23 protein-coding genes are annotated in these 24,287 nt (G+C 62.3%); 17 read left to right on the top strand and 6 right to left on the bottom strand.

Features of this window, described 5'->3' with window-relative positions:
- Positions 1-123 precede the first annotated feature (123 nt).
- On the bottom strand, positions 124-378 hold the full coding sequence (locus tag G5134_RS19120; protein ID WP_010635577.1) for a hypothetical protein: 255 nt from the start codon (positions 376-378) through the stop codon (positions 124-126).
- Between the two features lie 92 nt (positions 379-470).
- Here G5134_RS19120 and G5134_RS19115 point away from each other — a divergent pair, with 92 nt between their 5' ends.
- The 12 genes from G5134_RS19115 to G5134_RS19060 all read left to right on the top strand — a co-directional run bounded on the left by G5134_RS19115 (position 471) and on the right by G5134_RS19060 (position 13,710).
- The gene (locus G5134_RS19115; protein WP_065017812.1) at positions 471-1,736 is read left to right on the top strand and encodes a cytosine deaminase; all 1,266 of its coding nucleotides are present in this window, start codon (positions 471-473) and stop codon (positions 1,734-1,736) included.
- A gap of 85 nt (positions 1,737-1,821) precedes the next feature.
- On the top strand, positions 1,822-2,199 hold the full coding sequence (gene crcB / locus G5134_RS19110; protein WP_005307266.1) for a fluoride efflux transporter CrcB: 378 nt from the start codon (positions 1,822-1,824) through the stop codon (positions 2,197-2,199).
- Positions 2,200-2,264: 65 nt separating this feature from the next.
- A complete protein-coding gene (gene ubiE / locus G5134_RS19105) occupies positions 2,265-3,017 on the top strand; it encodes a bifunctional demethylmenaquinone methyltransferase/2-methoxy-6-polyprenyl-1,4-benzoquinol methylase UbiE (RefSeq protein WP_010635575.1) in 753 nt (250 codons plus the stop codon).
- Between the two features lie 8 nt (positions 3,018-3,025).
- A complete protein-coding gene (locus tag G5134_RS19100) occupies positions 3,026-3,634 on the top strand; it encodes a ubiquinone biosynthesis accessory factor UbiJ (protein WP_005307271.1) in 609 nt (202 codons plus the stop codon).
- Positions 3,634-5,274 (top strand): ubiquinone biosynthesis regulatory protein kinase UbiB, encoded by a 1,641-nt coding sequence (ubiB, locus tag G5134_RS19095; RefSeq protein ID WP_005307274.1) that lies wholly within the window; start codon positions 3,634-3,636, stop codon positions 5,272-5,274. Before G5134_RS19100 ends, ubiB begins: the two co-directional genes overlap by 1 nt.
- A gap of 41 nt (positions 5,275-5,315) precedes the next feature.
- Positions 5,316-5,567 (top strand): Sec-independent protein translocase subunit TatA, encoded by a 252-nt coding sequence (gene tatA / locus G5134_RS19090; protein ID WP_005307275.1) that lies wholly within the window; start codon positions 5,316-5,318, stop codon positions 5,565-5,567.
- 3 nt (positions 5,568-5,570) lie between these two features.
- The gene (tatB, locus tag G5134_RS19085) at positions 5,571-6,020 is read left to right on the top strand and encodes a Sec-independent protein translocase protein TatB (RefSeq protein WP_005307278.1); all 450 of its coding nucleotides are present in this window, start codon (positions 5,571-5,573) and stop codon (positions 6,018-6,020) included.
- Positions 6,017-6,772 carry a twin-arginine translocase subunit TatC gene (gene tatC, locus G5134_RS19080; RefSeq protein ID WP_005307280.1) on the top strand — a complete coding sequence of 252 codons (756 nt, stop codon included), beginning with the start codon at positions 6,017-6,019 and terminating at the stop codon, positions 6,770-6,772. Before tatB ends, tatC begins: the two co-directional genes overlap by 4 nt.
- Before the next feature lie 111 nt (positions 6,773-6,883).
- Entirely contained in the window at positions 6,884-7,669 is a 786-nt protein-coding gene (locus G5134_RS19075) for a TatD family hydrolase (protein ID WP_421232132.1), read from the top strand.
- Between the two features lie 3 nt (positions 7,670-7,672).
- The gene (gene hemB / locus G5134_RS19070) at positions 7,673-8,692 is read left to right on the top strand and encodes a porphobilinogen synthase (RefSeq protein ID WP_017766322.1); all 1,020 of its coding nucleotides are present in this window, start codon (positions 7,673-7,675) and stop codon (positions 8,690-8,692) included.
- Positions 8,693-8,919: 227 nt separating this feature from the next.
- Entirely contained in the window at positions 8,920-10,962 is a 2,043-nt protein-coding gene (gene prlC, locus G5134_RS19065; protein WP_065017809.1) for an oligopeptidase A, read from the top strand.
- Between the two features lie 204 nt (positions 10,963-11,166).
- Positions 11,167-13,710 carry a putative bifunctional diguanylate cyclase/phosphodiesterase gene (locus G5134_RS19060; RefSeq protein ID WP_117405836.1) on the top strand — a complete coding sequence of 848 codons (2,544 nt, stop codon included), beginning with the start codon at positions 11,167-11,169 and terminating at the stop codon, positions 13,708-13,710.
- A 3-nt stretch (positions 13,711-13,713) separates the two neighbouring features.
- On the opposite strand, the gene G5134_RS19055 is transcribed toward G5134_RS19060, so the two are convergent.
- Positions 13,714-14,454 (bottom strand): substrate-binding periplasmic protein, encoded by a 741-nt coding sequence (locus G5134_RS19055; protein ID WP_024942244.1) that lies wholly within the window; start codon positions 14,452-14,454, stop codon positions 13,714-13,716.
- Positions 14,455-14,530: 76 nt separating this feature from the next.
- Here G5134_RS19055 and G5134_RS19050 point away from each other — a divergent pair, with 76 nt between their 5' ends.
- Positions 14,531-15,277, top strand: a complete 747-nt coding sequence (locus tag G5134_RS19050; protein ID WP_024942243.1) for a class I SAM-dependent methyltransferase — start codon at positions 14,531-14,533, stop codon at positions 15,275-15,277.
- Positions 15,278-15,337: 60 nt separating this feature from the next.
- Here the strand turns inward: G5134_RS19050 and G5134_RS19045 are convergent, their stop codons facing one another.
- From G5134_RS19045 to rhlB, 4 genes are all read right to left on the bottom strand, one after another.
- The gene (locus tag G5134_RS19045; RefSeq protein ID WP_024942242.1) at positions 15,338-15,607 is read right to left on the bottom strand and encodes a Rho-binding antiterminator; all 270 of its coding nucleotides are present in this window, start codon (positions 15,605-15,607) and stop codon (positions 15,338-15,340) included.
- Between the two features lie 26 nt (positions 15,608-15,633).
- On the bottom strand, positions 15,634-16,614 hold the full coding sequence (locus G5134_RS19040) for a DUF4382 domain-containing protein (RefSeq protein ID WP_215270565.1): 981 nt from the start codon (positions 16,612-16,614) through the stop codon (positions 15,634-15,636).
- A 196-nt stretch (positions 16,615-16,810) separates the two neighbouring features.
- Positions 16,811-18,301 (bottom strand): guanosine-5'-triphosphate,3'-diphosphate diphosphatase, encoded by a 1,491-nt coding sequence (gppA, locus tag G5134_RS19035; RefSeq protein ID WP_065017806.1) that lies wholly within the window; start codon positions 18,299-18,301, stop codon positions 16,811-16,813.
- A 13-nt stretch (positions 18,302-18,314) separates the two neighbouring features.
- Positions 18,315-19,604: an ATP-dependent RNA helicase RhlB gene (rhlB, locus tag G5134_RS19030; RefSeq protein ID WP_005307299.1), complete on the bottom strand. Its 1,290-nt coding sequence runs from the start codon at positions 19,602-19,604 to the stop codon at positions 18,315-18,317.
- Positions 19,605-19,717: 113 nt separating this feature from the next.
- Between rhlB and trxA the strand changes: the two genes are divergently transcribed.
- The 4 genes from trxA to ubiD all read left to right on the top strand — a co-directional run bounded on the left by trxA (position 19,718) and on the right by ubiD (position 24,144).
- Positions 19,718-20,044 carry a thioredoxin TrxA gene (trxA, locus tag G5134_RS19025; RefSeq protein ID WP_005307306.1) on the top strand — a complete coding sequence of 109 codons (327 nt, stop codon included), beginning with the start codon at positions 19,718-19,720 and terminating at the stop codon, positions 20,042-20,044.
- A gap of 207 nt (positions 20,045-20,251) precedes the next feature.
- The gene (gene rho / locus G5134_RS19020) at positions 20,252-21,517 is read left to right on the top strand and encodes a transcription termination factor Rho (protein ID WP_005307308.1); all 1,266 of its coding nucleotides are present in this window, start codon (positions 20,252-20,254) and stop codon (positions 21,515-21,517) included.
- Positions 21,518-21,624: 107 nt separating this feature from the next.
- Positions 21,625-22,644 carry a hypothetical protein gene (locus G5134_RS19015; RefSeq protein ID WP_065017805.1) on the top strand — a complete coding sequence of 340 codons (1,020 nt, stop codon included), beginning with the start codon at positions 21,625-21,627 and terminating at the stop codon, positions 22,642-22,644.
- A 30-nt stretch (positions 22,645-22,674) separates the two neighbouring features.
- Positions 22,675-24,144, top strand: a complete 1,470-nt coding sequence (ubiD, locus tag G5134_RS19010) for a 4-hydroxy-3-polyprenylbenzoate decarboxylase (RefSeq protein WP_065017804.1) — start codon at positions 22,675-22,677, stop codon at positions 24,142-24,144.
- The last annotated feature ends 143 nt before the right edge of the window (positions 24,145-24,287 follow it).

Genomic DNA, 24,287 nt, shown 5'->3' with positions numbered 1-24,287 from the left:
CTGATATGGCTCAGTCGGTAGAGCGCATCCTTGGTAAGGATGAGGTCCCCAGTTCGATTCTGGGTATCAGCACCATTAAATATTAAAGCCTCCCAATCGGGAGGCTTTTTTGTTTCTGCTTTTTCAATTCATCGATATCTGTCTGGCATCGAGATAGAAACGGGGCTGTCCCGACGCTTCTATCTGGATGGCAGCCACCAGTCGTTCATCGCGTTTGTATTCCCACTGCTTCTCTATCGAGGTCAATGGTGGCTTGCTGATGCCCAGCGTCTGCAGATACTCGTGAAACAAGCCTGCGCTGCCGATCTCGGTCAATCCTGCTTTCATCCCAATCAACTCCCTTTTATTGTTGCTGTCTATCAATAGTAACAGTCTCATATGTATTCAATATGAACGCTTTTCTATCAAATTGATCCAAGCTAAGTTGTGGCTTGAAAAAGCAATTGGCGGCTGAAAAAAGGAAGAAAAACATGCTGATAAAGAACCTGCGCCTGGCCGGCAGGGAGGGGACCTGGCAGATCCTCTGCCAGGATGGCCTGATCCGTGCCATCGAGCCCATGAGCACTCATCTGCTCTCCACCCATGAGCTGGATGGGGAGGAGGGGCTCGCCATTGCCCCCTTTATCGAACCGCACATCCATCTCGATACCACCCAGACGGCGGGCGAGCCGAGCTGGAACCTCTCCGGCACCCTGTTCGAGGGGATCGAACGCTGGGCCGAGCGCAAGGCAATGCTGACCCACGAGGATGTGAAACGGCGCGTCATCCAGACGCTGAAGTGGCAGATCGCCAACGGTATCCAGTTTGTCCGTACCCACGTCGATGTCTCCGATCCCAATCTGGTCGCTCTCAAGGCGATGCTGGAGGTGAGGGAAGAGATGCAGGAGTGGGTGGAGCTGCAGATCGTCGCCTTCCCGCAGGAGGGGATCCTCTCCTACCCGAACGGCAAGGCGTTGCTGGAAGAGGCCCTCAAGCTGGGTGCCGACGTGATCGGCGCCATCCCCCATTTCGAGTTCACTCGGGAATATGGGGTCGAAAGCTTGCACTATGTGTTCGATCTTGCCGAGAAGTATCAAGTTCTGGTCGATGTACACTGTGACGAGATCGATGATGAGCAGTCCCGCTTTATCGAGACGCTGGCGACCCTGGCCTACGAGCGCGGCATGGGCCAGCGGGTGACCGCCAGCCACACCACCGCCATGCACTCCTACAACGGGGCCTATGCGTCGCGCCTGTTCCGGCTGTTGAAGCTGGCCGACCTCAACTTCGTCGCCAACCCGCTGGTGAATATCCACCTGCAGGGGCGGTTCGACAGTTATCCCAAGCGTCGCGGCATCACCCGGGTGAAGGAGATGCTGGCGGCGAACATCAACGTCTGCTTCGGTCACGACGATGTGTTCGACCCCTGGTATCCCATGGGGACGGCCAACATGCTGCAGGTGTTGCACATGGGGCTGCATGTCTGCCAGATCATGGGGTACGAAGAGATCAACGACAGCCTCAAGCTGATCGGCAGTCACAGCGCCCGCACCCTGAATGTGCAGGATCGCTACGGCATCGAGCTGGGCAAGCCGGCCAACCTGCTGATCCTGCCTGCCGAAAACGGCTTCGATGCGGTGCGCCGCCAGGTGCCGGTACGCTACTCCATTCGCCATGGAAAACTGATTGCCGAGACCAGGCCGGCCCAAACTACGCTGCACCTGGCGCAGAGCGAACCGGTCGATTTTCGCCGTTGAGCCGAGGGCGTCGATTAATTGCCCCGCTGTCCCCCCGGGTCGACATTTTGCATAATGTCGGCCTGATACTGTGGAGTCTGCTTCCATGCAAACCTGGTTATTTGTTGCTGCCGGTGGGGCCATCGGTGCCTGCCTGCGTTTTGGCATCGCCGAGCTGATGGCGCTGCTGCTGGGGCGCCACTTCCCCTACGGCACCCTGATGGTCAATCTGATCGGCTCCTTCATCATGGGGGTAGCCTACGCCCTCATCCTGCACGGCCACATAGCCGAACACCCGATGAAGCCGCTGTTGATGGTGGGGATCCTCGGTGCCCTCACCACCTTCTCCTCTTTTGCGCTGGACACGGTAGCGCTGGCCCAGCATGGCGCTTATCTCAAGGCGCTGCTCAACATCGGCCTCAACCTGTTTCTCTGTCTGGCCATGGTGGTGCTGGGGATGCAGTTGGTCGCCAGCCGGGTTTAAGGTGTCCGCACGCCATTGGCTCTGGTAAACTGGCGGCCATTCTTTGCTCTATGGGTGTTTAAGGGATGTCAGAACAGACTACGACAACGCATTTTGGCTTTAAAACCGTGGCCGCGACCGAGAAGGAAACCCTGGTCGCCGGCGTCTTCCATTCGGTGGCAGCCAAGTATGATCTGATGAACGATCTGATGTCGTTCGGCATCCACCGCCTGTGGAAGCGCTTCACCATCGACTGCTCCGGTGTGCGCAAGGGCCAGAAGGTGCTGGATCTGGCCGGTGGTACCGGCGATCTGACCGCCAAGTTCTCCCGCATCGTCGGTGAAACCGGTCAGGTGGTGCTGGCCGACATCAACGATTCCATGCTCAAGGTGGGTCGCGATAAGCTGCGCAACCTGGGGGTGGCCAACAACGTCTCCTACGTTCAGGCCAACGCCGAGGCGCTCCCCTTCCCGGACAACCATTTCGACGTCATCACCATCGGCTTCGGCCTGCGCAACGTTACCGACAAGGACAAGGCGCTCGCCTCCATGTTCCGGGTACTGAAGCCGGGCGGCCGTCTGCTGGTGCTGGAGTTCTCCAAGCCGGTGAGCGAAGTGATCGCTAAGCTCTATGACCTTTACTCCTTCAAACTGCTGCCGAAAATGGGCGAAATCGTCGCGAACGACAGCGAAAGCTACAAATACCTGGCGGAATCCATCCGCATGCACCCGGATCAGCAGACCCTGGCCGGCATGATGGAAAATGTCGGTTTCGAGCAGGTGGAGTTCTACAACCTGACCCAGGGCGTGGTCGCCCTGCACCGCGGTTACAAGTTTTAAGGTCGCCTATGCCGATGGATGCCATGGTCACCGCGGTGATCGAAACCAGCCTCAACCGGCTGCTGGAACTGGACAAGCAGAGCCCCGAGCGGCTGCGCAAGCTGGCGGGCAAGGTACTCAAACTGGAGCTGCGCGAGCTCAAGCCGCTCTGGTTTGTCTTCTCCGGGCGCCGGCTGGATGTGCTGGCCAAGTTTGAAGGGGAGGCCGATGCGGTGCTGAGCCTCTCCCTGACAGCCCTCGGCCTGCTCAAGGATCCCTCCTCTCTGACGCGTTACATCCGCGAGGAGAAGCTGGATCTGAGCGGCGACCCCCAGCTGGTGCAGGCGTTCAGCGTGCTGCTGGGTGAGCTCGACATTGACTGGGAAGAGGAGCTGTCCCGCTACACCGGCGACGTGTTGGCCCACACCCTGCTGCGTGGTGCTCGTCAGGCGCGTCGCTTGCTGGGCCGTGAACTGTGCCGCAGCCAGCGTCAGCTGGCCGAGTATCTGACCGAAGAGATCCGGCTTGCGCCGGGTCCGCTGGAAGTGGCCAGCTTCAACGACGATGTCGAGTTGCTGGCGCAACAGATGAAAGCGGTCGAGCTGCGGCTGGCCCGCTTCGAACAGCGGGTAGCCTGATGACACCGAAGGAGTTCAAGCGCCTCTATCGCATCATCAGCATCCTGCTGGAGCAGGGCATCGACGAGCTGGTGCCCGCCCGTTATCAGCCCTGGCCCGGCCGGCTGGCCCGCCGCAGCCTGTTCTGGCTCAAGAACAAACACCAGGAGCTGAGCCGTGGTGCCCGTATCCGGCTCGCCTTCGAGGCGCTCGGCCCCATCTTCATCAAGTTCGGCCAGATGCTCTCGACCCGGCGCGATCTGCTGCCTCCGGATATCGCCGAAGAGCTGGCTTTGCTGCAGGACAGGGTGCCCCCCTTCTGCGGTCAGGCCGCCCGTCGCCAGATCGAGGCAAGCCTGGGCTGCACCATAGAGACCCTGTTCGACGACTTCGACGAGACGCCGCTGGCGTCCGCCTCCATCGCCCAGGTGCATACCGCCAGGCTGAAGGAGAACGGCCGCGAGATCGTGATCAAGGTTATCCGCCCCGATATCGAGCCGGTCATCGAGGCCGACCTGCGGCTGATGCAGGCGCTGGCCCGCCTGGTGGCCCGTTTCGTGCCCCAGAGCGGACGACTGCGCCCCATCGAGGTGGTGGAGGAGTATCGCAAGACCATCCTCGACGAGCTCAACCTGATGCGGGAGGCAGCCAACGCCATCCAGCTGCGCCGCAACTTCACCGGCTCAGAGGCGCTCTACGTGCCCGAGGTGTTCACCGAGCACTGCCGCGAGCAGGTGCTGGTGATGGAGCGGATCTACGGCATTCCGGTCTCCGACATCGCGGCGCTGGAGGCCAACGGCACCAACATGAAGCTGCTGGCCGAGCGCGGGGTGGAGGTGTTCTTCACCCAGGTGTTCCGCGACAGCTTTTTCCACGCCGACATGCACCCGGGCAACATCTTCGTCTCCTATGAACATCCGGAGAATCCACTCTGGATCGGCATCGACTGTGGCATCGTCGGCACCCTCAATCGGGAAGACAAGCGCTACCTGGCGGAGAACTTCCTCGCCTTCTTCAACCGCGACTATCGCCGGGTGGCCGAGCTGCACGTGGAGTCCGGCTGGGTGCCGCCCGATACCAAGGTGGACGAGTTCGAGTTCGCCATCCGTACCGTGCTGGAGCCCATCTTCGAGAAGCCGCTGTCCGAGATCTCGTTCGGCCACGTGCTGCTCAACCTGTTCAACACCGCCCGTCGTTTCAACATGCAGGTGCAGCCGCAGCTGGTGCTGCTGCAGAAAACCCTGCTCTATGTGGAAGGGCTGGGTCGTCAGCTCTATCCCCAGCTGGATCTGTGGCAGACCGCCAAACCCTATCTGGAAAACTGGATGTACCAGCAGGTGGGGCCCAAGGCGGTGTGGACTGCCATCAAGGAGAAGGCGCCATTCTGGGCGGAGAAGCTGCCGGAACTGCCGGAACTGGTCTACGAGACCCTGCGCCAGACTCGCCATCAACAGCACCATTTCGACCAGATGTTCGCCGAGTTCCGCCGCCACAGCCGTCGGCAAGGACAGGCTCGCTACCTCTTAGGGGTTGGAGCCAGCCTGCTATTGGCCGGTGTATTCTTGCTGACCCAAAAACAACACATTGAGTGGGGACAAATCAGCCTCGCCGGCGCCGGGTTATGCTGGCTGCTGGGTTGGTTGCGGACCCGTTCTCATTAAATAAACCGCGCCAGCGGGCGCCTGTCCTGGAGATAAAAATCATGGGTGGTATCAGTATTTGGCAATTGTTGATCATCGCAGTCATCGTCGTGCTGCTGTTTGGTACCAAGAAGCTGCGCGGCATCGGTGGTGATCTGGGCGCCGCGGTCAAGGGTTTCAAGAAGGCGCTCTCTGACGAGCCGAGCGATGCCAAGTCCGAGCAGAAGGATGCCGAGTTTCCGCCGAAGCAGCTGAACGAAGCGGCCGGCCAGCCTAGCGATGCCGCCAAGCAGAAAGATAAAGATCAGGCCTAAGCCATGTTCGATATCGGTTTCTGGGAGCTGGTTGTCATTGGTGTCGTCGCCCTGGTGGTGCTCGGCCCCGAGCGGCTGCCTGTGGCGATCCGTACCGCCAGCCACTGGATCAGACTGATCCGCAGCACCGCCAACTCGGTCAAGGCCGAGCTGGAGCAGGAGCTCAAGTTGCAGGATCTGCACAACGACCTGAAGAAGGCCGAACAGCTGCAGATGAACAACCTGAGCCCCGAGCTGCAGGAGTCTATCGAGCAGCTGAAAGCGGCCGCACAATCGGTGACCCGTCCATACGAACAGCAAAACACCATCCATCCTGCACCGGCATCGGCCCAGGTGAAGGAGGAATCTGTGCCGCCAGCCGCCGCGGTGGCCGCGCCGGAACAGACTGCGATCGTGGATGAGCGCCCCGGTGCCCAGCCACGTACCGAACAAGGGGAGGTGAAGCAGCCATGAGTCAGGCCGAACAACCCCTGATCAGCCACCTGGTGGAGCTGAGAACGCGCCTGCTGCGTTCCATCACCGCCATCCTGCTGGTGTTCATCGCGCTGATCTACTTCTCCAACAACATCTACGACTTCGTGGCCCAGCCGCTGCTCAGCCAGCTGCCGGAAGGGACCAGCATGATAGCGACGGACGTGGCGACGCCCTTCCTGACGCCCATCAAGCTGACCCTGGTGGTCTCCTTCTTCGTGGCGATCCCCTATCTGCTCTACCAGGCCTGGGCCTTCATCGCCCCCGGTCTGTACCAGCATGAACGGCGTCTCATCATGCCGCTGGTCGCTTCCAGTGCCGTGTTGTTCTACGCCGGCATGGCGTTTGCCTACTACGTGGTGTTCCCGCTGGTGTTCGGTTTCTTCACCAGCACCGCGCCCGCCGGAGTAACGGTGGCGACCGACATCGCCAGCTATCTGGACTTCGTGCTGACCCTGTTCTTCGCGTTCGGGGTGGCATTCGAGATCCCGGTAGCCACCATACTGCTGTGCTGGACCGGGGTGACCACCCCCAAGAGCCTGAAGGAGAAACGTCCCTACGTCGTCGTCGGGGTGTTCGTGGTCGGCATGCTGTTGACGCCGCCCGATGTCTTTTCCCAGACCTTGCTCGCGATCCCCATGTGGGCTTTGTGGGAGATAGGTCTGTTCTTCGCCCGCTTCTACGTGAAGAAAGAGGATGAGGAGCAACAGGAATCAACGGAAGAGGGGAGCTGAGGCTCCCTTCCTCTTTTCATGCTCCCGTTCGAGGCGTATGGTAAGGCCCCATCGAGTAGATGGTTTTCAAATACCTGATATGTCTTCCTTTTGTTCGGACCCGCTGACCCCATGATCGACATAGGTGTAAACCTGACCAGCAGCCAGTTCGCCGATGAACAGGCCGAGCTGGTGGCCCGCGCCCGCGCCGCAGGGGTAGAGGCGCTGATCCTGACCGGCACCGATCTGGTCGGCAGTCGCGAAAGTGCCACCCTGGCCGCCCACTGGCCGGGCTACTGTTTCTCCACCGCCGGGATACACCCCCACGACGCCAAGAGCGTGGATGACCACACCTGGCCGGCCCTGCGCACGCTGGCGGCACTGCCCCAGGTGGTGGCCATCGGCGAGTGCGGTCTCGACTACAATCGCGACTTCTCGCACCGTCCGGTGCAGGACGCGGTGTTCGACGCCCAGCTGGCGCTGGCCGCTGAGCTCGGGATGCCGGTGTTTCTCCATTGCCGCGATGCCCACGCCCGTTTCATCGAGATCCTGCGCCCCTGGCTGCCCAAGCTGCCGGGGGCCGTGCTGCACTGCTTCACCGGCTCCGATGAGGAGCTGGACGAGTGTCTGGCGCTGGGGCTGCATATCGGGGTGACCGGCTGGCTCTGCGACGAACGCCGCGGTCAGCAGCTGCGTGAACAGGTGGCCCGCATTCCGGCCGGCCGGCTGATGATAGAGACGGACGCCCCCTACCTGGTGCCGCGGGATCTGAAACCCAGACCCAAACGCAACGAACCCGCTTTTTTGCCGCACATCGCCCAGGTGGTGGCGGCCTGCCGTGGTGAAGCGCCCGAGGCCTTGCTGGCCCATACCCGGGCCACCTCCGCCGCGTTTTTCCAACTTCCTCTTTTGGAGTGATTCATGGCTACAACTCTTCCAGGCGCCTTTCCGGGCCGCCGCCTGCGCCGGGTGCGCAAACATGATTTCAGCCGTCGTCTGGTGCGCGAGAACGTACTGACCGCCAATGATCTCATCTACCCCGTGTTCGTGCTGGAGGGGGAAAACCGCCGTGAAGCCGTCCCCTCCATGCCGGGGGTGGAGCGTCTCTCCATCGATCTGTTGCTGGAGGAGGCAGCCGAACTGGTGGCACTCGGCGTGCCGGCCATCGCCCTGTTCCCGGTCACCCCGCTGGAGCAGAAGAGCCTGCTGGCGGAAGAGGCCTACAACCCGGACGGGCTGGCCCAGCGCACCGTGCGTGCCTTGAAGGCCCGCTTCCCGGAGCTGGGGGTCATCACCGACGTGGCGCTCGACCCGTTTACCACCCACGGTCAGGACGGCATCATCGATGATGAAGGCTATGTGCTGAACGACATCACCACCGAAATCCTGGTGAAACAGGCGCTCTCCCATGCTGCCGCCGGGGTCGATATCGTGGCGCCGTCCGACATGATGGATGGCCGTATCGGTGCCATTCGCGCGGCGCTGGAAGAGAACGGCTTCATCAACACCCAGATCATGGCCTACTCCGCCAAGTACGCCTCCTGCTACTACGGCCCGTTTCGCGACGCGGTCGGCTCGGCCGGCAACCTCGGCAAGAGCAACAAGGCCACCTATCAGATGGATCCGGCCAACAGCAACGAAGCCCTGCACGAGGTGGCGCTGGATATCCAGGAAGGGGCCGACAGCGTGATGGTCAAGCCGGGCATGCCCTATCTGGACGTGATCCGCCAGGTGAAGGATCAGTTCGGCGTGCCGACCTTTGCCTACCAGGTGAGCGGCGAGTACGCCATGCACATGGCGGCGATCCAGAACGGCTGGCTGAAGGAGAAGGAGAGCATCATGGAGTCCCTGCTCTGCTTCAAGCGGGCCGGGGCCGACGGCATCCTCACCTACTTCGCCAAGCGCGTGGCGCAGTGGCTGAAGGAAGATGCCCGGGCCTGATGGCAGGACGCCTTCTATGCAATGCAGACAATGCCGGCCCCGGGGCCGGCATTGTCGTTTCTGGGAGGCTATCTGGTCGTTTTGCGCGCACCTTTTGACCAAATGTGGGCCGCGGCCCTCGCTCTCGATGGCAAAGGCTTGATTAATGGGGTTTCTGCCTACATCTTAGGTAGTCCAAGCAAGCTTCTGGACGGCAGGGGCTGTAGAGAATTTAGAGGTATTGCCGGATGACTAACCCTTTGCTGACAATGGACTCGCTGCCCCCGTTCAGCCAGATCCAGCCCGACCAGGTACAGCCTGCCGTGACGCAGGCTATTGCCGATTGCAAACAGAAGATCAGCGATGTGCTGGCCCAGCGCGAGCCCCATACCTGGGACAGCCTGATCGCCCCGCTGGAAGAGGTAAATGACCGTCTGTCCCGGATCTGGTCGCCGGTCAGCCACCTCAACTCCGTGCTCAACAGCGAGGCGCTGCGCGAGGCCCACGACGCCTGCCTGCCGCTGCTGTCCGAATTCCAGACCTATGTCGGCCAGCACGAAGGGCTCTATCAAGCCTACCTGGCTCTCTCCGAGAGCGACGATTTCCCCCTGCTGAGCGCCGCCCAGCGCAAGGAGATCCAGAATACCCTGCGCGATTTTCGCCTGTCTGGCATCGGCCTGCCTGCCGAGGCACAGCAGCGCTACGGCGAGATCCAGGCCCGCCTCTCCGAGCTGGCCTCCCGTTTCAGCAACAACGTGCTGGACGCGACCCAGGGTTGGAGCAAGCTGGTTACCGACGAGGCTGAGCTGGCCGGGCTGCCTGCGAGTGCACAGGCAGCCGCTCGCCAGCTGGCCGAGCTGAAGGGCAAGGAAGGCTGGCTGTTCACTCTGGACATCCCCTCCTACCTGCCGGTGATGATGTATGCCGACAACCGCGCCCTGCGCGCCGAGCTGTACGAGGCCTTCACCACCCGCGCCTCCGACCAGGGGCCGAATGCCGGCAAGTGGGACAACTCCGCCATAATGACCGAGCTGCTCACCCTGCGCCGCGAGCTGGCCCAGCTGCTCGGCTTTGCCAACTACGCCGAGCTCTCCCTTGCCACCAAGATGGCGGACAAGCCGGAGCAGGTGGTGAACTTCCTCACCGATCTGGCGCGCCGCTCCCTGTCGCAGGGCAAGGCCGAGCTCGAAGAGATCCGCGCCTTCGCCAGCGAACAGCACGGCCAGAGCGAGCTGGCGGCCTGGGATATCCCCTATTACGCCGAGAAGCTCAAGCAGCACAAGTTCTCCATATCCGACGAGCAGCTGCGCCCCTACTTCCCCGCCAGCAAGGTGGTGAAAGGGCTGTTCGAGGTGGTCAAGCGGGTGTTCGGCATGAAGGTGCGCGAGCGCCTCGGCATCGACACCTGGCACCCGGACGTGCGCTTCTACGACATCTTCGATGCCGAGGATGAGCTGCGCGGCAGCTTCTACCTCGACCTCTATGCCCGCGAGCACAAGCAGGGCGGCGCCTGGATGGACGTCTGTCTGGGTCGTCGCTACCGTCAGGACGGTTCGCTGCAAAAGCCGGTGGCCTACCTGACCTGCAACTTCAACGGCCCGGTGGACGGCAAACCCGCCCTGTTTACCCACAACGAAGTGGTCACCCTGTTCCACGAGTTCGGTCACGGCATTCACCACATGCTGACCCGGATCGACGTGGCCGGCGTGGCCGGCATCAACGGCGTGGCCTGGGACGCGGTGGAGCTGCCGAGCCAGTTCCTCGAGAACTGGTGCTGGGAGTCCGAGGCACTGGCCTTCATCTCCGGCCATCACGAGACCGGCGAGCCGCTGCCAGCCGATCTGCTGGAGAAGATGCTGACCGCCCGCAACTTCCAGGCGGCCATGCAGATGCTGCGCCAGCTGGAGTTCGCCCTGTTCGACTTCCGTCTGCACCAGGAGTTTGACCCGACCAATGCGGATCAGATCCCGGCGCTGCTGGACGAGGTGCGTCGCGAGGTGGCTGTGATGACGCCGCCGGCCTTCAACCGCTTCCAGCACAGCTTCTCCCACATCTTCGCCGGCGGTTATGCGGCGGGCTACTACAGCTACAAGTGGGCGGAAGTACTCTCCGCCGACGCCTTCTCCCGCTTCGAGGAGGAGGGGATCTTCAACCCGGTGACCGGCCACTCCTTCCTGAAGAACATCCTGGAGAAGGGCGGTTCCAAGGAGCCGATGGAGCTGTTCCGCGCCTTCCGTGGTCGTGAGCCTCAGGTGGATGCCTTGCTGCGCCACAGCGGGATTGCCGCATGAGGCTGCAGGCCCCGCCAGGCGTGAGCTTCAAGCAGGTACACCTCTGCCACAGAGTGCGATCACCGCGTGATTTTTGAGATAAAAAGGGACCTTTTGGTCCCTTTTCTCAAGGCATTTTAATATCTTGCGGATAGCATGTTTGCACTGTTCCCGCCTCTTCAGTAGAGTCGGGGTCTACCTTCCAAGGAGAGAAAGAACCTTGCCATGAGGCGAGCACTCGAGTCTGTCTATCAAATCATCTCAAGTCTGTCTCATTCGAGTGGTCAGGGATATTTCGATACCTTTGTGAGTGAAATCGCAGCAGCGGTCGGGGCCGACTTCGTCCTGATTTCGGGTAGGGATCAAGCGGGGCTCTCCTGCAAGGTGCATGCAACCTATCCCGCCTCTCTCGATACGACCCGCTTCAGTTTTCCGGTCAGCGCCACCCTGGGGGAGATCACCCTGCAGGAGGGCGAGGCCTGGTTCAGCGATCGGGTACAGCAGCTGTTTCCCCACGCCGCCGTGTTGCAGGCCTGGCAGATCCAGGCCTATGCCGGCATCGCCCTCAGGAGTGCGCAGGGGGAGACGGTGGGCATCTGCAGCCTGCTGTTCAAGCGGCCGCTCACCAACATGGACAAGGTGATGGGCCTGCTGCGCCTGCTGGCTCCGCTGGCCGGGCGCGAACTGGCGCTGATGCTGCAGCAGCCGGCGCCGCCCCAGCCCGAGTACCACGATTTTCTGCACACCATGATGTCCCACGCCCCGGTGGGGATCGGCAAGCTCGATCTGGACGGCAAGATCCTCTGGACCAATCCGGCCATCGAAAAGATGCTGGGCTACAGCCAGGAGGAGCTGGTTCATCGCAACGCCGCCGAGCTCAATCATCCGGAAGACTGGCTGCGCAGCGTCGCCTGCTATGAAGAGCTCAGGCGTGGCGAGCGTACCGCCTTCACCCAGGAGAAGCGTTACCTGCACCGTGACGGCCAGCTGCTGTGGGGGAGGGTCACCGTCACCCTGGTGCGGGACGATCAATTGCAGCCCGACTACCTGATGGTGGTGCTGGAGAACATAGACCCCCTCAAGCGTCACGCCGAGCAGCTCAAGCTCTCCCACCGGGTCTATGACAACCTGTCAGAGGCGATCCTGGTGTGCGACGCCGACAGTCGCATCATCTCGGTCAACCCGGCGTTCGAACAGATCACCGGCTACAGCGAGGAGGAGGTGTGCGGCCAGCGCCCCAGCCTGCTCAAGTCCGGCCTGCACGATCAGGCCTTCTACGCCGACATGTACCACGCGCTGGAGCGGGTGGGGGTGTGGCGCGGCGAGGTATGGAACAAGCGCAAGAACGGCAAGCTCTACCCCCAGCAGCTGATGATCAGCACCCTGCGGGAAGGGGGGCGGATCAGCCAGTACATCGCCATCTTCAGCGATCTCTCCCAGACCAAGCTGGCGGAGCAGAAGATCGCCGCCCAGGCCAACTACGACAATCTCACCGGGCTGCCCAACCGCTGGCTGTTCGGCCGCTGCCTCAGTCGCTTCTGCGAGCGGGGCGAGCGCTTCGCGCTGATGGTGCTCGACCTCAACAACTTCAAGGCGGTCAACAACAGCATGGATCACCACGCCGGTGACGCCCTGCTGCGGGAGGTGTCGGATCGGCTGGTGAGCCGGGTGCGCACCGAAGATCTGGTGGCCCGCATCGGCGGCGACGAGTTCGCCTTCCTGGTGCCCGGCATCGTCAACCGCCGCCAGGCCGAGGTGTTTGCCAAGCAGGTGGTCGGCGGCTTCGCCCGCCCCTTCATGCTGGCCAACCAGCACCTCTACGTGACGGCCACCATCGGCATCACCCTCTGCCCGGGCGACGGGCTGGAGAGTGACGAGCTGCTGCGCAACGCCGAACAGGCGCTGTTTGCCGCCAAGCGGCAGGGACGGCTGCTCGGCAGCTACTGTGCCTCCATGCGCGAAGAGGTGCGCCAGCGTCACCAGATGCAGCAGGATCTGGCGGAGGCGATCAAGCTCGAGCAGCTGACCATGGCCTACCAGCCGATCTGGGACAACCGTAGCGGCCGGGTCGCCAAGCTGGAGGCGCTGGTGCGCTGGTATCACCCGCACTGGGGTCAGGTGTCGCCGGCGGACTTCATTCCGCTGGCGGAGGAGGCGGGGCTCATCCAGGGGCTGGGGGCGCTGGTGCTGTGGCAGTCGTGCCGGGATCTGGCGCGGCTGCAGCAATCCGGCTTCCCGGATCTGCAGATGTCGATCAACCGCTCCACCCTGGAGTTCCAGACCATAGATCCGGAGGCGAGCGAGTGGCTCAAGGTGATCCACCACTTCGGACTGGACCCGGCGGACATCGTCATCGAGATCACCGAATCCCTGCTGATGGAGACCAGCGATCAGCACAGGGTGCGGATCGATGCCCTGCGCGAGGCGGGCTGCAAGCTGGCCATCGACGACTTTGGCACCGGCTACTCGGCGCTCAACTATCTGCGCAACTTCCCGGTGGACCTGGTGAAGATCGACCGGGCCTTCGTGCGCCACATCCCGTTCAACGAGCAGGACCGGCTGCTGCTGGACGGCATCATCAACATAGTGCACAACCTCGGCATGCAGGTGGTGATCGAGGGGGTGGAGACCCGCGAGCAGCTCAACTTCCTCTGCCAGAAGGGGTGCGCCTTCACCCAGGGTTATCTGCTGAGCCGGCCGCTCGCCTACGACGACCTCACCGAGTATTTGCAGCTCAACGACAAGAGCATGTTCCTGCAGACCAGCTGACCCTTACTGCGCCGCTTTCATCCTCTCCTGTTTCTCCTTCAGTGTCCGGTAATCCTCCCCGAGGTAGCGCAGATAGATGCGATCCAGCACCCCTTCGTCCAGCATCTGTTGCAGTGCCTTGTTGTAGGCAGGCAGCAGCCCGGCTCTCTGCTTGCCAAAGCAGAGATAGAGCGGGGTCGAGTCGATGAAGGGGGTAAGGGCACGGATCTTGACGTCCTGCTCTCTGGAGAGAATGGGGGCCGAGAAGTAATCCAGCACTATCAGGTCGACCCGGCTTTTCTCCAGCATCAGCAGCAGCTGCTTGTCGGAGTGGGCCTTGATGGGCACCCAGCCGGTGAAGTGCTTGATCCTGTCGGTGTAGTCATAGCCCCTGACCATCCCCACTTTCAGCCCCTTGGCCATCTCCCACGAGAAGGTTTGCAGCGGACTGTCGCTGCGCACATAGGCGGCCAGCGGGTAGAAGGCGGTGGCAAGATCGGAGTGGTAGCAGCCGGGGAGGGGCGCGTTGTCGAGAATGCCGTCCGCCAGCTCGGTGTTGACGTACTGTTCGCAGCGTCCCCACGGCAGTTCGAGCAGGGTGAGCTGCATGCCGAGGCGGTGTGCCACCTCCTGATGGATCTCGACCGATATGCCCACCATCAGCTTGCCCTGTTCGGCGTAGGAGAAGGGGGGCCAGTCAACGCCACAGACCTTGAGTTGGCCGCCGCTCTGGGCGGCAAGCAGCAGGGCGACAAGCAGGTGCATGGGGTTTCCTCCCTACAGCGACGCAAAGGGGCTGTGATACACTCGGTTCACTGAACTTAGAATGCATCCAGAGCCCATGCAAATCCTCCTCGAAGACCCCGCCAAGGCGGCCCAGGCAGCAGCCCTGAGCAGCCAGCTTGACCAGATCGACCTGCCCCAGTTTGCCCTGGTGTTCACCCCGGAGCGGCTGGAGCTGCGCAAGCTGGACGAACCCAAGCTGGGTGCCGTCTACGTGGATTTCGTCGAAGGGGCGGTGGCTCATCGCCGCAAGTTCGGCGGCGGCCGTGGCCAGTCCATCGCCAAGGCGGTGGGGCTCAAGGCGGGTGCCATGCCGCGCGTGGTGGATGCCACCGCCGGGCTGGGGCGCGATGCCTTCGTGCTCGCCTCCCTCGGCTGCAAGGTGACCATGATCGAGCGCAGCCCCGTGGTGGCCGCTCTGTTGCAGGACGGGCTGGCGCGGGCGGCGCTGGATCCCGAGATCGGCCCCTGGGTGCGCGAGCGGATGCAGTTGCTGCATGGCCCGGCGGTGGAGACCTTGCTGGGGCTGACCGAGCGGCCGGATGTCATCTACCTCGACCCCATGTTCCCCCACAAGCAGAAGTCGGCGCTGGTGAAAAAAGAGATGCGGGTGTTCCAGTCGTTGGTGGGGGCGGATCTCGACGCCGATGCCCTGCTGCCTGCGGCGCTCACCATGGCGGACCGGCGGGTAGTGGTGAAGCGGCCGGACTACGCCGGCTGGCTCAACGAGCAGAAGCCGAGCATGGCCATCGAGACCAAGAGCAACCGCTTCGATGTCTACGTGATGGCGGCGCTGGCGGGGTAACGCCGCACGCGAGGGATATAAAGAAGAGGGCCAACCTGATGGGGTTGGCCCTCTTGCCATCTACTGGCTGTCGGCTGGGGCTGGTGGGGCGAAGCGGATCAGCTTCTCCTCCCCCTGCCAGTTGAGCGCCATGGTCGCCAGCTCTGCCAGGCTGAGCCGTTCGCCACCGTGCAGCAGCAGGTACTCGACCCCTTCCCTGGCTTCTATGGTGCGGATCTTGTCCGCCCACTGGCGGCCATCCTTACAGGTGAGGGCGACCGGCAGCTGCCAGCTGGCGGCGATCTCCAGCCAGTCGTAGAGATCGCAACTGATGGGTTGGTATCTGCTCATGCGGTCGTCGTCCCCCTTGTTGCCCGTTACTGGAAGTTGATGCTGGTGGTGGGCGCCACCACCGGCTGGGCTTTCTGTATCTGCACCAGCTGCAGCGGATCGTCGGCCACTGCCGGATCATCCTCGTCACCGTTGCAGACCAGCACCAGATCGTAGTTGCCGAGATTGACAAATCCCAGCTCGTAGCCAAAGCCGCCTCCGGTCTGCGGCAGCACGGGGGCGCTGGCATAGAAGCCGTTGTCGCTGTCCGCCATGTCGGGGTAGTTGTCGTCGCTTCTGGGCTGGTAGAAGTAGACGAAGGCCTTGTCGGTCAGCTGACCACCGCACAGCCCGGCCGCGACCGAGCCCTTGACGGTGGCAACCTGAGTGTTGTTCACCAGCCGTACGCCTCTCGGTTTGAGCTTGTAGTACTGCTCGTGGCCTGGCAGCACCATGGACTGGCGCAGATCGAATTCGGTGGTGAAGGCACTGAGGCCGTTGGCGGCGATGGTGAAGGCGTCCAGCTTGAGCTCGCTGCTGGGCACCTCCAGCGGCTTGATCACCCCATCATCCTGCTTGACGTAGGAGTAGGGGGTGCCGTCCAGAAACTGGTTGGCGACCTCCCGCCCGTCCAGCACCCGCAGCCGCATCTGGCTGTAGTTGCCGGGCACCACGCTCTGGCTGGCCAGCAGGGGGCGACTGGCGGACCCCTGATAACTCAGCAGATCGATGTAGGTAAACAGCGGCCTCCCTGCGCTGTCGAGCGGAATGGTCTCGCCGCTCGGGGTGCAACCATCGTCCTGGGTCGAGGTGAGGAAGCTGGCGGTGGTCCAGCTCTGCTCGGTGCCGGCGACGGGGTGGATGCTGATGTTGGAGACGGCGATGCAGACCTTGCTGACGGCATCTACCGGGGCGTCGGAGAAGGCCAGCGAGAGCTGGGCCTGTTGTGGCTGGCTGCTGTTGTCGCCGCCACCGCCGCCGCAGGCGGTGAGCAGGGCGGTCAGTCCGATCAGGGTCAAAGGTTTCATGGCGTCCATTCCGGTTGGTTGTGAAGACAACCCTACTCTAGTCGAACGTAGGCCATGAGGGGGGAGGCAGAGCCCAGACGCAAGGGCGGGATCTGCCCATCAGCCCAATAAAATCAAGGGGCAGGCCTGAGTGGCGCCAGTGCTGGCTGCGAAAGAGATTGTCGGAACCTTGGGGCACTGATTGGGCTGGGCCCAATCAGGCTTCCAGCAGCCGGGTGGGCCAGCCCATCTTCTGCTGGCGCTCCACCTCGAGGCGCAGCTCGCTGGCGCGCAGGTAGTGCTCGTCCAGCCACCCCTTGGGCAGGGTCAGCGTCAGAGCCTCGTCATCCGCCTGCAGGGTAAAGATCGGCACAGTGCCCTGGGTGCGGCGCATGCAGAGGATCAGCGCGATGCGCAGGATGCGGGCCAGCCGGATCGCCTGGCGAGCCGTGACGGCACCCTGCTTCTCCAGCGGTTCCAGCTTGAATTCGTCCCGCTGGTTGAACAGCAGGGCCGACAGCAGCTTCTTCTGCGCGGGGGTGAAACCCGGCATGTCGATGTTGTCGATGATGTAGGCGGCGTGTTGCGGCGCCTTCTTGTACTCGATGCACAGACCGATCTCGTGCAGCAGGGCCGCGTAACGCAGGATCGGGCGACCGTAGCGCTTGGAAAGACGCCAGGCCGGCTGCAGCTGGGTGAACGCCTCGATGGCGGTATCGCGCACCCGCTCGGCGTGCTCCTTGTCCAGCTGGTAGCGGCTGATCAGGCTGTCGGCGGTACGATCGCGGGCATCACAGTCGTGATTGTTGCCGAGCAGGCCGTAGATCAGCCCCTCACGCAGGGCGCCGCCCGCCAGCGTCATGCTCTCGATGCCGAGGGTTTCGAAGATGGCGATCAGGATGGCGAGGCCGGAGGGGAACACGGTCAGCCGCTCGGCCGCCAGCCCTTCCAGTTGCAGCTGGTCGAGCTTGCCGCAGGCGATGGCCTGACCCATCAGCTCCTGCAGCTTCGGCAGGGTGACCCGCTCGCTCTTGCCCTGCGCCAGCATGATCTCCTGCAGCGCCTGCACCGTGCCGGAGGCGCCGACACAGGTGCGCCAGCCGAGCACGCGGTAATCGTCCGCCACCTTCTCCAGCACCGTTTTGGCGGCGGCAATGGCCTGCTTGAAGCGCGCTTCACTCAGCTCGCCGTCACCGAAGTGGTTGTTGAGCCAGGTGACGCAGCCCATGTGCAGGCTGTTGAGCAGCTTGGCCTCGCTCTGTTCGCCGATCACCAGCTCGGTACTGGCACCGCCGATGTCGATCACCAGCCGGTTGCCTTCCCCCGCCGAGGTCCAGGAGACCCCTTCATAGATGGTCTTGGCCTCTTCCTCACCCGAGATGATCTCGATGTTGTGGTTGAGCACCCGTTCCGCTTCACGCAGAAACTCGTCGACGTTGGTGGCCAGGCGCAGGGTTGCGGTGCCGACTACCCGGATGTTGTCGGCCGGAATGTCCTGCAGCTGCTCGGAGAAGAGGCGCAGACAGTCCCAGCCCCGCTCCATGGCGGCTCGGCTGAGACGAAAATCGGCATCCAGACCGGCGGCGAGGCGCACCTTGCGCTTGACCTTGGTGACGGTGCGCAGGGCACCGGCGACCTCGCGCACCACCAGCATGTGAAAGCTGTTGGAGCCGAGGTCGATGGCGGCATAGAGAGGCGAGTTGTGCAACTGGGCCTATCCTTCAGCTTTTGCGGGGAGGACGACGACGGTTGTTGCTGTTGCCACCGCCCTGGCGATCGCGCATGTTGCGGTTCACCGGCTGACGGTTGCGGAACACCCGTTTCGGCGCGGTCACGTCATCCAGCAGCGCCTCGCGGTCATACTTGCTGACCGGGATCGGATGGTGGATGTACTCCTCGATGGCCGGCAGGTTGAAGGCATAGTCTTCACAGGCCAGGCTGATGGAGTGACCGCTCTTGCCGGCACGACCGGTACGACCGATACGGTGTACGTAGTCCTCGGCGTCGTCGGGCAGGTCGTAGTTGAAGACGTGGGTCACGTCAGGGATGTGCAGACCGCGGGCGGCCACGTCGGTGGCAACCAGAATGTCTACCGCACCCTTGGTGAAGTCTTCCAGGATCTTCATCCGCTTCTTCTGTGGCACGTCGCCGGTCAGCAGACCGACCCGGTGGCCGTCATTCTCCAGCCAGGCGTGAACGTCTTCACAGACGTGCTTGGTGTTGGCGAAGACGATGGCTTTCTCCGGCCACTCCTCTTCCATCAGGGAGAGCAGCAGCAACATCTTGTCTTCGTTGGAAGGGTAGAAGAGCTCTTCTTTGATTCGTACGCCGGTCATCTGCTCCGGCTCGACCTGCACATGTTCCGGGTGGTTCATGTGTTCGTAGGCCAGCTCCTGCACCCGCAGGGAGAGGGTGGCGGAGAACAGCATGCTCAGACGCTCGGTGGCGGGCGGCATACGGCGGAACAGGAAACGGATGTCCTTGATGAAGCCGAGATCGAACATGCGATCCGCTTCGTCCAGCACCACGACCTGGATGTTGCTCAGATCGATGACCTTGGACTTGAAGTAGTCGATGATGCGGCCTGTGGTGCCGATCAGGATGTCGACACCCTGCTCCAGCACGGCCAGCTGCTTGTCGTACCCTTCACCGCCGTAGGCGAGGCCGAGCTTGAGGCCGGTCGAGGCGGCCATGCTGTCGGCATCGTTGTAAATCTGTACTGCCAGTTCCCGGGTCGGGGCCATGATGATGGCGCGCGGCTGATTGATGAGGCGCGGCTTGGTCAGCGGGTGGGTCAGCAGATAGTTGAAGGTGGCAGCCAGGAAGGCGATGGTTTTGCCGGTACCCGTCTGGGCCTGACCGGCGAGGTCATGGCCTTCTACCAGCAGCGGCAGAGAGAGTGCCTGGATGGGGGTGCAATAGTGAAATCCCTTTGATTCCAGGCCAGCCAGAACTTCGGGTTCGAGGCCCATTTGGGCGAATTTGTCGGTCGTTAAGTGTGTTTTGCTCATGGCGGTAGGTTATCAGGTTAGGCTTGCAATAATAAACAGGATCATTTCAAATAGGGCAACTATTGCCTTTGTTGATACGTCAATAAAGCCTTAATTACTGACTGGAGTTGGAGATGAGTGACAAGATTGTTCAGCTGAGCGATGCCAGCTTCGAGGCAGATGTAATCAAAGCCGATGGCGCCGTTCTGGTCGACTTCTGGGCCGAATGGTGTGGTCCGTGCAAGATGATTGCCCCGATCCTGAACGAAGTCGCCCAAGAGTATGCCGGTCGTGTGACCGTGGCGAAATTGAACATCGACCATAACGCCGACACTCCGCCCAAATATGGCATTCGTGGTATTCCGACCCTCTTGCTGTTCAAGAATGGCGAAGTGGCAGCGACCAAGGTCGGTGCCCTGTCCAAGACTCAGCTGAAAGAGTTCCTGGACGGCAACCTGTAATAATCATCGAGGAGCGCATTGCAATAATGCGCTCCTTCTGTTTTATCACCTAGACGCTCACCCCGATTGGTGCTAATTTATCGCTCGTTTGCTAACCTTTTTGCCTGACTCTTTGCTCACACATCAGCCCGGCAAATCAAATCCGATCAGCATCAATCCAGCAGACTGTCTCCTCATTTCAATCCTTGCTTACAGACTTTCACCACTATGAATCTGACTGAATTAAAGAACACTCCTGTGTCCGAGCTGGTACAGCTTGGCGAATCCATGGGGTTGGAAAATCTGGCTCGGGCGCACAAGAAAGACATTATTTTCGCGATCCTCAAGGCGCACGCCAAGGGTGGCGAGGATATCTTCGGCGACGGTGTGCTGGAAATCCTGACCGATGGTTTCGGCTTCCTGCGTAGTGCAGACGGCTCCTACCTGGCCGGCCCGGACGACATCTACGTCTCCCCGAGCCAGATCCGCCGCTTCAACCTGCGCACCGGCGATACCATCTCCGGCAAGATCCGGCCGCCGAAAGAGGGCGAACGCTACTTCGCGCTGCTCAAGGTCAACGAGGTCAACTACGACCGTCCGGAAAACTCCCGCAACAAGATCCTGTTTGAAAACCTCACTCCGCTGCACGCCAACGAGCGTCTGCGCATGGAGCGTGGCAACGGTTCCACCGAAGACATCACCGCCCGCGTACTGGATCTGGCATCCCCGATCGGTAAAGGCCAGCGCGGCCTCATCGTCGCACCGCCCAAGGCCGGTAAGACCATGCTGCTGCAGAACATCGCCCAGAGCATCGCCTACAACCACCCCGACTGCGAACTGATCGTCCTGCTGATCGACGAGCGTCCGGAAGAAGTGACCGAGATGCAGCGGATGGTGAAGGGCGAAGTGATCGCCTCCACCTTCGACGAGCCGGCTTCCCGTCACGTCCAGGTCGCCGAAATGGTGATCGAGAAGGCCAAGCGTCTGGTCGAGCACAAGAAGGACGTGGTGATCCTGCTGGACTCCATCACCCGTCTGGCCCGTGCCTACAACACTGTCATCCCGTCATCCGGCAAGGTACTGACCGGTGGTGTGGACGCCAACGCCCTGCACCGTCCGAAGCGCTTCTTCGGTGCCGCGCGCAATGTAGAAGAGGGCGGCAGCCTGACCATCATCGCCACCGCGCTGATCGATACCGGCTCCAAGATGGATGAAGTCATCTACGAAGAGTTCAAGGGCACCGGCAACATGGAACTGCACCTCTCGCGCAAGATCGCCGAGAAGCGCGTCTACCCGGCCATCGACATCACCCGTTCCGGTACCCGCAAGGAAGAGCTGCTGACCACCGGCGACGAGCTGCAGAAGATGTGGATCCTGCGCAAGATTGTCCACCCGATGGGCGAGATCGACGGCATCGAGTTCCTCATCGACAAGCTGGCGATGACCAAGACCAACGACGAGTTCTTCGACGCCATGCGGCGCCAGCAGAAGTAACCGACTCGAAAAATGATGAAACCGCGGCCCAGGTCGCGGTTTTTGTTTATCTATTTTGCGGTCGCCTGAGTAGTATGAAACCTCGATGTCACAAGGATAGGGACGTCATGAAGCATGTACTCCTGATAATGCTGAGCTGGCTGCTGGTGCCGCCGGCTTTGGCGGGCCAGACTCCGTCCACCGGCACGGCGCCCCGCATCGCGCTGGTGGCCGACGAGGGGCTGCAGGGCCACCTCGACTACCTGACCGGCCGCTTGCAGCAGGGACAGTTTGCCGCCATCGATTCCCTGCTGGACTCCCTGGCCGTGGGGCAGCGGGAGTATCTGCTGTGCCAGCTGCTTGCCACCCTCGATAGTCAGCCCAGGGCTGACAGCCCGCAACTGCTGGTCTGGGTGCGCGCCCAGTCGTTCAAGGCCCCCAGCTGGCTGGTGGAAAAAGAGGTGGACGGCTTTCTGGTGCAGCAACCCGCCTACGACTTTGCCGCTGCGGCGCGGCAGGTGCTGAGCCGCTGGCAGCAGCAGGCCTGGCAGGACAACTACCGCCAGCTGCTGGAGGCGAACCGCTTCGAGTTCAAGCAGATTTACAACAGCCGCAACCCGGATCTGGCCCAGCAACAGCAGGCGCTGCTGAACGTACTCGCCGGGCAGCCTGTCGCCGTGCTGCAGCGCGAGGCGCACAAGCTGGCCGGCCTGAACATCTTCCTGCCCGACAACCGCTTGCTGCGGCTGCTGGCCGAGCGTACCGGCGACAGCGCCCTCTATCAGAAGCTGTGGCGCCAACCGGCGGATCACGACAGCGTGGCGGCCCTGGCCAGCGTGGGGCGCTTTCATCAGGGTCAGACGGCGAGCGATCTGCTGATCGCCGCCAGCCGCAACGCCTCCCTCAAACAGACCGCCCTGCACCAGCTCAGTCAGCTTTCGCCGCTGCCCGACACGGCCCAGCAGTTCCTGCTGGCGGAGCTGGGCAACCGCCAGTACAGCGGTCAGGTGGCCAGCCTGCTGTTGCAGGTGGACGAGCCGAGGCTGCTGGCCCAGCTTGCCGATCGGCTGACCCGGCAGGAAAAGCGTCATGCAAGTCCGATGGTGCAACCCGAACCGGGTACACCCGCCGGCTCCCCGGAGTTATAATGCGGCATCGCCTGCACACAGGGTACCTGCATGAAATACAAGGATTTGCGTGATTTCATCGCGCAGCTGGAACAAAGCGGACAACTCAAGCGCATCACGAGCGAGATAGACCCCTATCTGGAGATGACCGAGATCAGCGACCGCACCCTGCGTGCGGGTGGGCCGGCCCTGCTGTTCGAAAATCCCAAGGGTTACGCCATGCCGGTGCTGACCAACCTGTTCGGCACCCCGGATCGGGTCGCCATGGGCATGGGCCAGCCCAACGTGGCCGCCTTGCGCCAGGTGGGGACCTGGCTCTCCTACCTGAAAGAGCCTGAGCCGCCCCGTGGCTTCAAGGAGCTGATGGAGAAGCTGCCGATCTTCAAGCAGGTACTCAACATGCCGACCAAGCGTCTCTCGTCCGCCCCCTGCCAGCAGCGGGTGCTGGAGGGAGAGGCGGTCGATCTGGACCAGATCCCGATCCAGCACTGCTGGCCTGGCGACGTGGCGCCGCTGGTCACCTGGGGGCTCACCATCACCCGCGGCCCCTACAAGAAACGGCAGAACCTCGGCATCTATCGTCAGCAGAAGATCGGCAAGAACAAGCTGATCATGCGCTGGCTGGATCACCGCGGCGGTGCCATCGATTTTCGCGAGTGGCAGGAGGCCCATCCGGGTGAGCGCTTCCCGGTGGCGGTGGCGCTGGGCGCCGATCCGGCGACCATCCTCGGCGCGGTGACACCGGTGCCGGATACCCTCTCCGAATACGCCTTCGCTGGTTTGCTGCGCGGCAGCCGTACCGAGGTGGTGAAGGCCATCAGCTGCGATCTGGAGGTGCCCGCCAGCGCCGAGATCGTGCTGGAAGGCTATCTGGAGCCGGGCGAGCTGGCCCCCGAGGGGCCCTATGGCGATCACACCGGCTACTACAACGAGGTGGACGAGTTCCCGGTCTTCACCATCACCCACATGACGATGCGCAAGGATGCCATCTACCACAGCACCTACACCGGCCGTCCGCCCGATGAGCCGGCGGTGCTGGGGGTGGCGCTCAACGAGGTGTTCGTGCCGCTGTTGCAGAAGCAGTTCCCCGAGATCGTGGACTTCTACCTGCCGCCGGAGGGGTGCTCCTACCGGATGGCGGTGGTGACCATCAAGAAGCGCTATCCGGGCCATGCCAAGCGGGTGATGCTGGGGGTCTGGTCCTTCCTGCGCCAGTTCATGTACACCAAGTTCGTGATCGTCTGCGACGACGACATCAATGCCCGCGACTGGAAGGACGTGATCTGGGCCATCACCACCCGGATGGACCCGGCCCGCGACACCACCCTGATCGAGCACACCCCGATCGACTACCTGGACTTCGCCTCGCCGGTCTCCGGCCTCGGCTCCAAAATGGGGCTGGACGCCACCAACAAGTGGCCGGGAGAGACCAACCGCGAGTGGGGCCAGCCCATCGTCCAGGACGAGGCGGTGAAGCAGAAGATCGATGCCCTCTGGGACGAGCTGAACATTCTCGGTTGATGAGCGGCGGCCGGCCCGGCGGGCCGTGCCGCCTGGCCGGGATGCAAAAGATTGATGCCATTTGAGCTGAATTGGGTATGCTCGACTGACCTGACCACTCTGCTGGTCGCCAGTCCACAGTGAATCAAGAGCGAAAGCGGGCC

The sequence above is a fragment of the Aeromonas sp. 600276 genome (assembly GCF_049175815.1).
Classification (GTDB): domain Bacteria; phylum Pseudomonadota; class Gammaproteobacteria; order Enterobacterales; family Aeromonadaceae; genus Aeromonas; species Aeromonas dhakensis.
Note: the sequence above shows the minus strand (reverse complement) of the source record. Positions and strands in the feature narration are given on the sequence as shown.

Excerpts from the sequence above, each read along its gene's own strand:
- G5134_RS19120 (WP_010635577.1), bottom strand. The coding sequence starts at position 378 with ATGAGACTGTTACTATTGATAGACAGCAACAATAAAAGGGAGTTGATT.
- G5134_RS19115 (WP_065017812.1), top strand. The coding sequence starts at position 471 with ATGCTGATAAAGAACCTGCGCCTGGCCGGCAGGGAGGGGACCTGGCAG.
- crcB (WP_005307266.1), top strand. The coding sequence starts at position 1,822 with ATGCAAACCTGGTTATTTGTTGCTGCCGGTGGGGCCATCGGTGCCTGC.
- ubiE (WP_010635575.1), top strand. The coding sequence starts at position 2,265 with ATGTCAGAACAGACTACGACAACGCATTTTGGCTTTAAAACCGTGGCC.
- G5134_RS19100 (WP_005307271.1), top strand. The coding sequence starts at position 3,026 with ATGCCGATGGATGCCATGGTCACCGCGGTGATCGAAACCAGCCTCAAC.
- ubiB (WP_005307274.1), top strand. The coding sequence starts at position 3,634 with ATGACACCGAAGGAGTTCAAGCGCCTCTATCGCATCATCAGCATCCTG.
- tatA (WP_005307275.1), top strand. The coding sequence starts at position 5,316 with ATGGGTGGTATCAGTATTTGGCAATTGTTGATCATCGCAGTCATCGTC.
- tatB (WP_005307278.1), top strand. The coding sequence starts at position 5,571 with ATGTTCGATATCGGTTTCTGGGAGCTGGTTGTCATTGGTGTCGTCGCC.
- tatC (WP_005307280.1), top strand. The coding sequence starts at position 6,017 with ATGAGTCAGGCCGAACAACCCCTGATCAGCCACCTGGTGGAGCTGAGA.
- G5134_RS19075 (WP_421232132.1), top strand. The coding sequence starts at position 6,884 with ATGATCGACATAGGTGTAAACCTGACCAGCAGCCAGTTCGCCGATGAA.
- hemB (WP_017766322.1), top strand. The coding sequence starts at position 7,673 with ATGGCTACAACTCTTCCAGGCGCCTTTCCGGGCCGCCGCCTGCGCCGG.
- prlC (WP_065017809.1), top strand. The coding sequence starts at position 8,920 with ATGACTAACCCTTTGCTGACAATGGACTCGCTGCCCCCGTTCAGCCAG.
- G5134_RS19060 (WP_117405836.1), top strand. The coding sequence starts at position 11,167 with ATGAGGCGAGCACTCGAGTCTGTCTATCAAATCATCTCAAGTCTGTCT.
- G5134_RS19055 (WP_024942244.1), bottom strand. The coding sequence starts at position 14,454 with ATGCACCTGCTTGTCGCCCTGCTGCTTGCCGCCCAGAGCGGCGGCCAA.
- G5134_RS19050 (WP_024942243.1), top strand. The coding sequence starts at position 14,531 with ATGCAAATCCTCCTCGAAGACCCCGCCAAGGCGGCCCAGGCAGCAGCC.
- G5134_RS19045 (WP_024942242.1), bottom strand. The coding sequence starts at position 15,607 with ATGAGCAGATACCAACCCATCAGTTGCGATCTCTACGACTGGCTGGAG.
- G5134_RS19040 (WP_215270565.1), bottom strand. The coding sequence starts at position 16,614 with ATGAAACCTTTGACCCTGATCGGACTGACCGCCCTGCTCACCGCCTGC.
- rhlB (WP_005307299.1), bottom strand. The coding sequence starts at position 19,604 with ATGAGCAAAACACACTTAACGACCGACAAATTCGCCCAAATGGGCCTC.
- trxA (WP_005307306.1), top strand. The coding sequence starts at position 19,718 with ATGAGTGACAAGATTGTTCAGCTGAGCGATGCCAGCTTCGAGGCAGAT.
- rho (WP_005307308.1), top strand. The coding sequence starts at position 20,252 with ATGAATCTGACTGAATTAAAGAACACTCCTGTGTCCGAGCTGGTACAG.
- G5134_RS19015 (WP_065017805.1), top strand. The coding sequence starts at position 21,625 with ATGAAGCATGTACTCCTGATAATGCTGAGCTGGCTGCTGGTGCCGCCG.
- ubiD (WP_065017804.1), top strand. The coding sequence starts at position 22,675 with ATGAAATACAAGGATTTGCGTGATTTCATCGCGCAGCTGGAACAAAGC.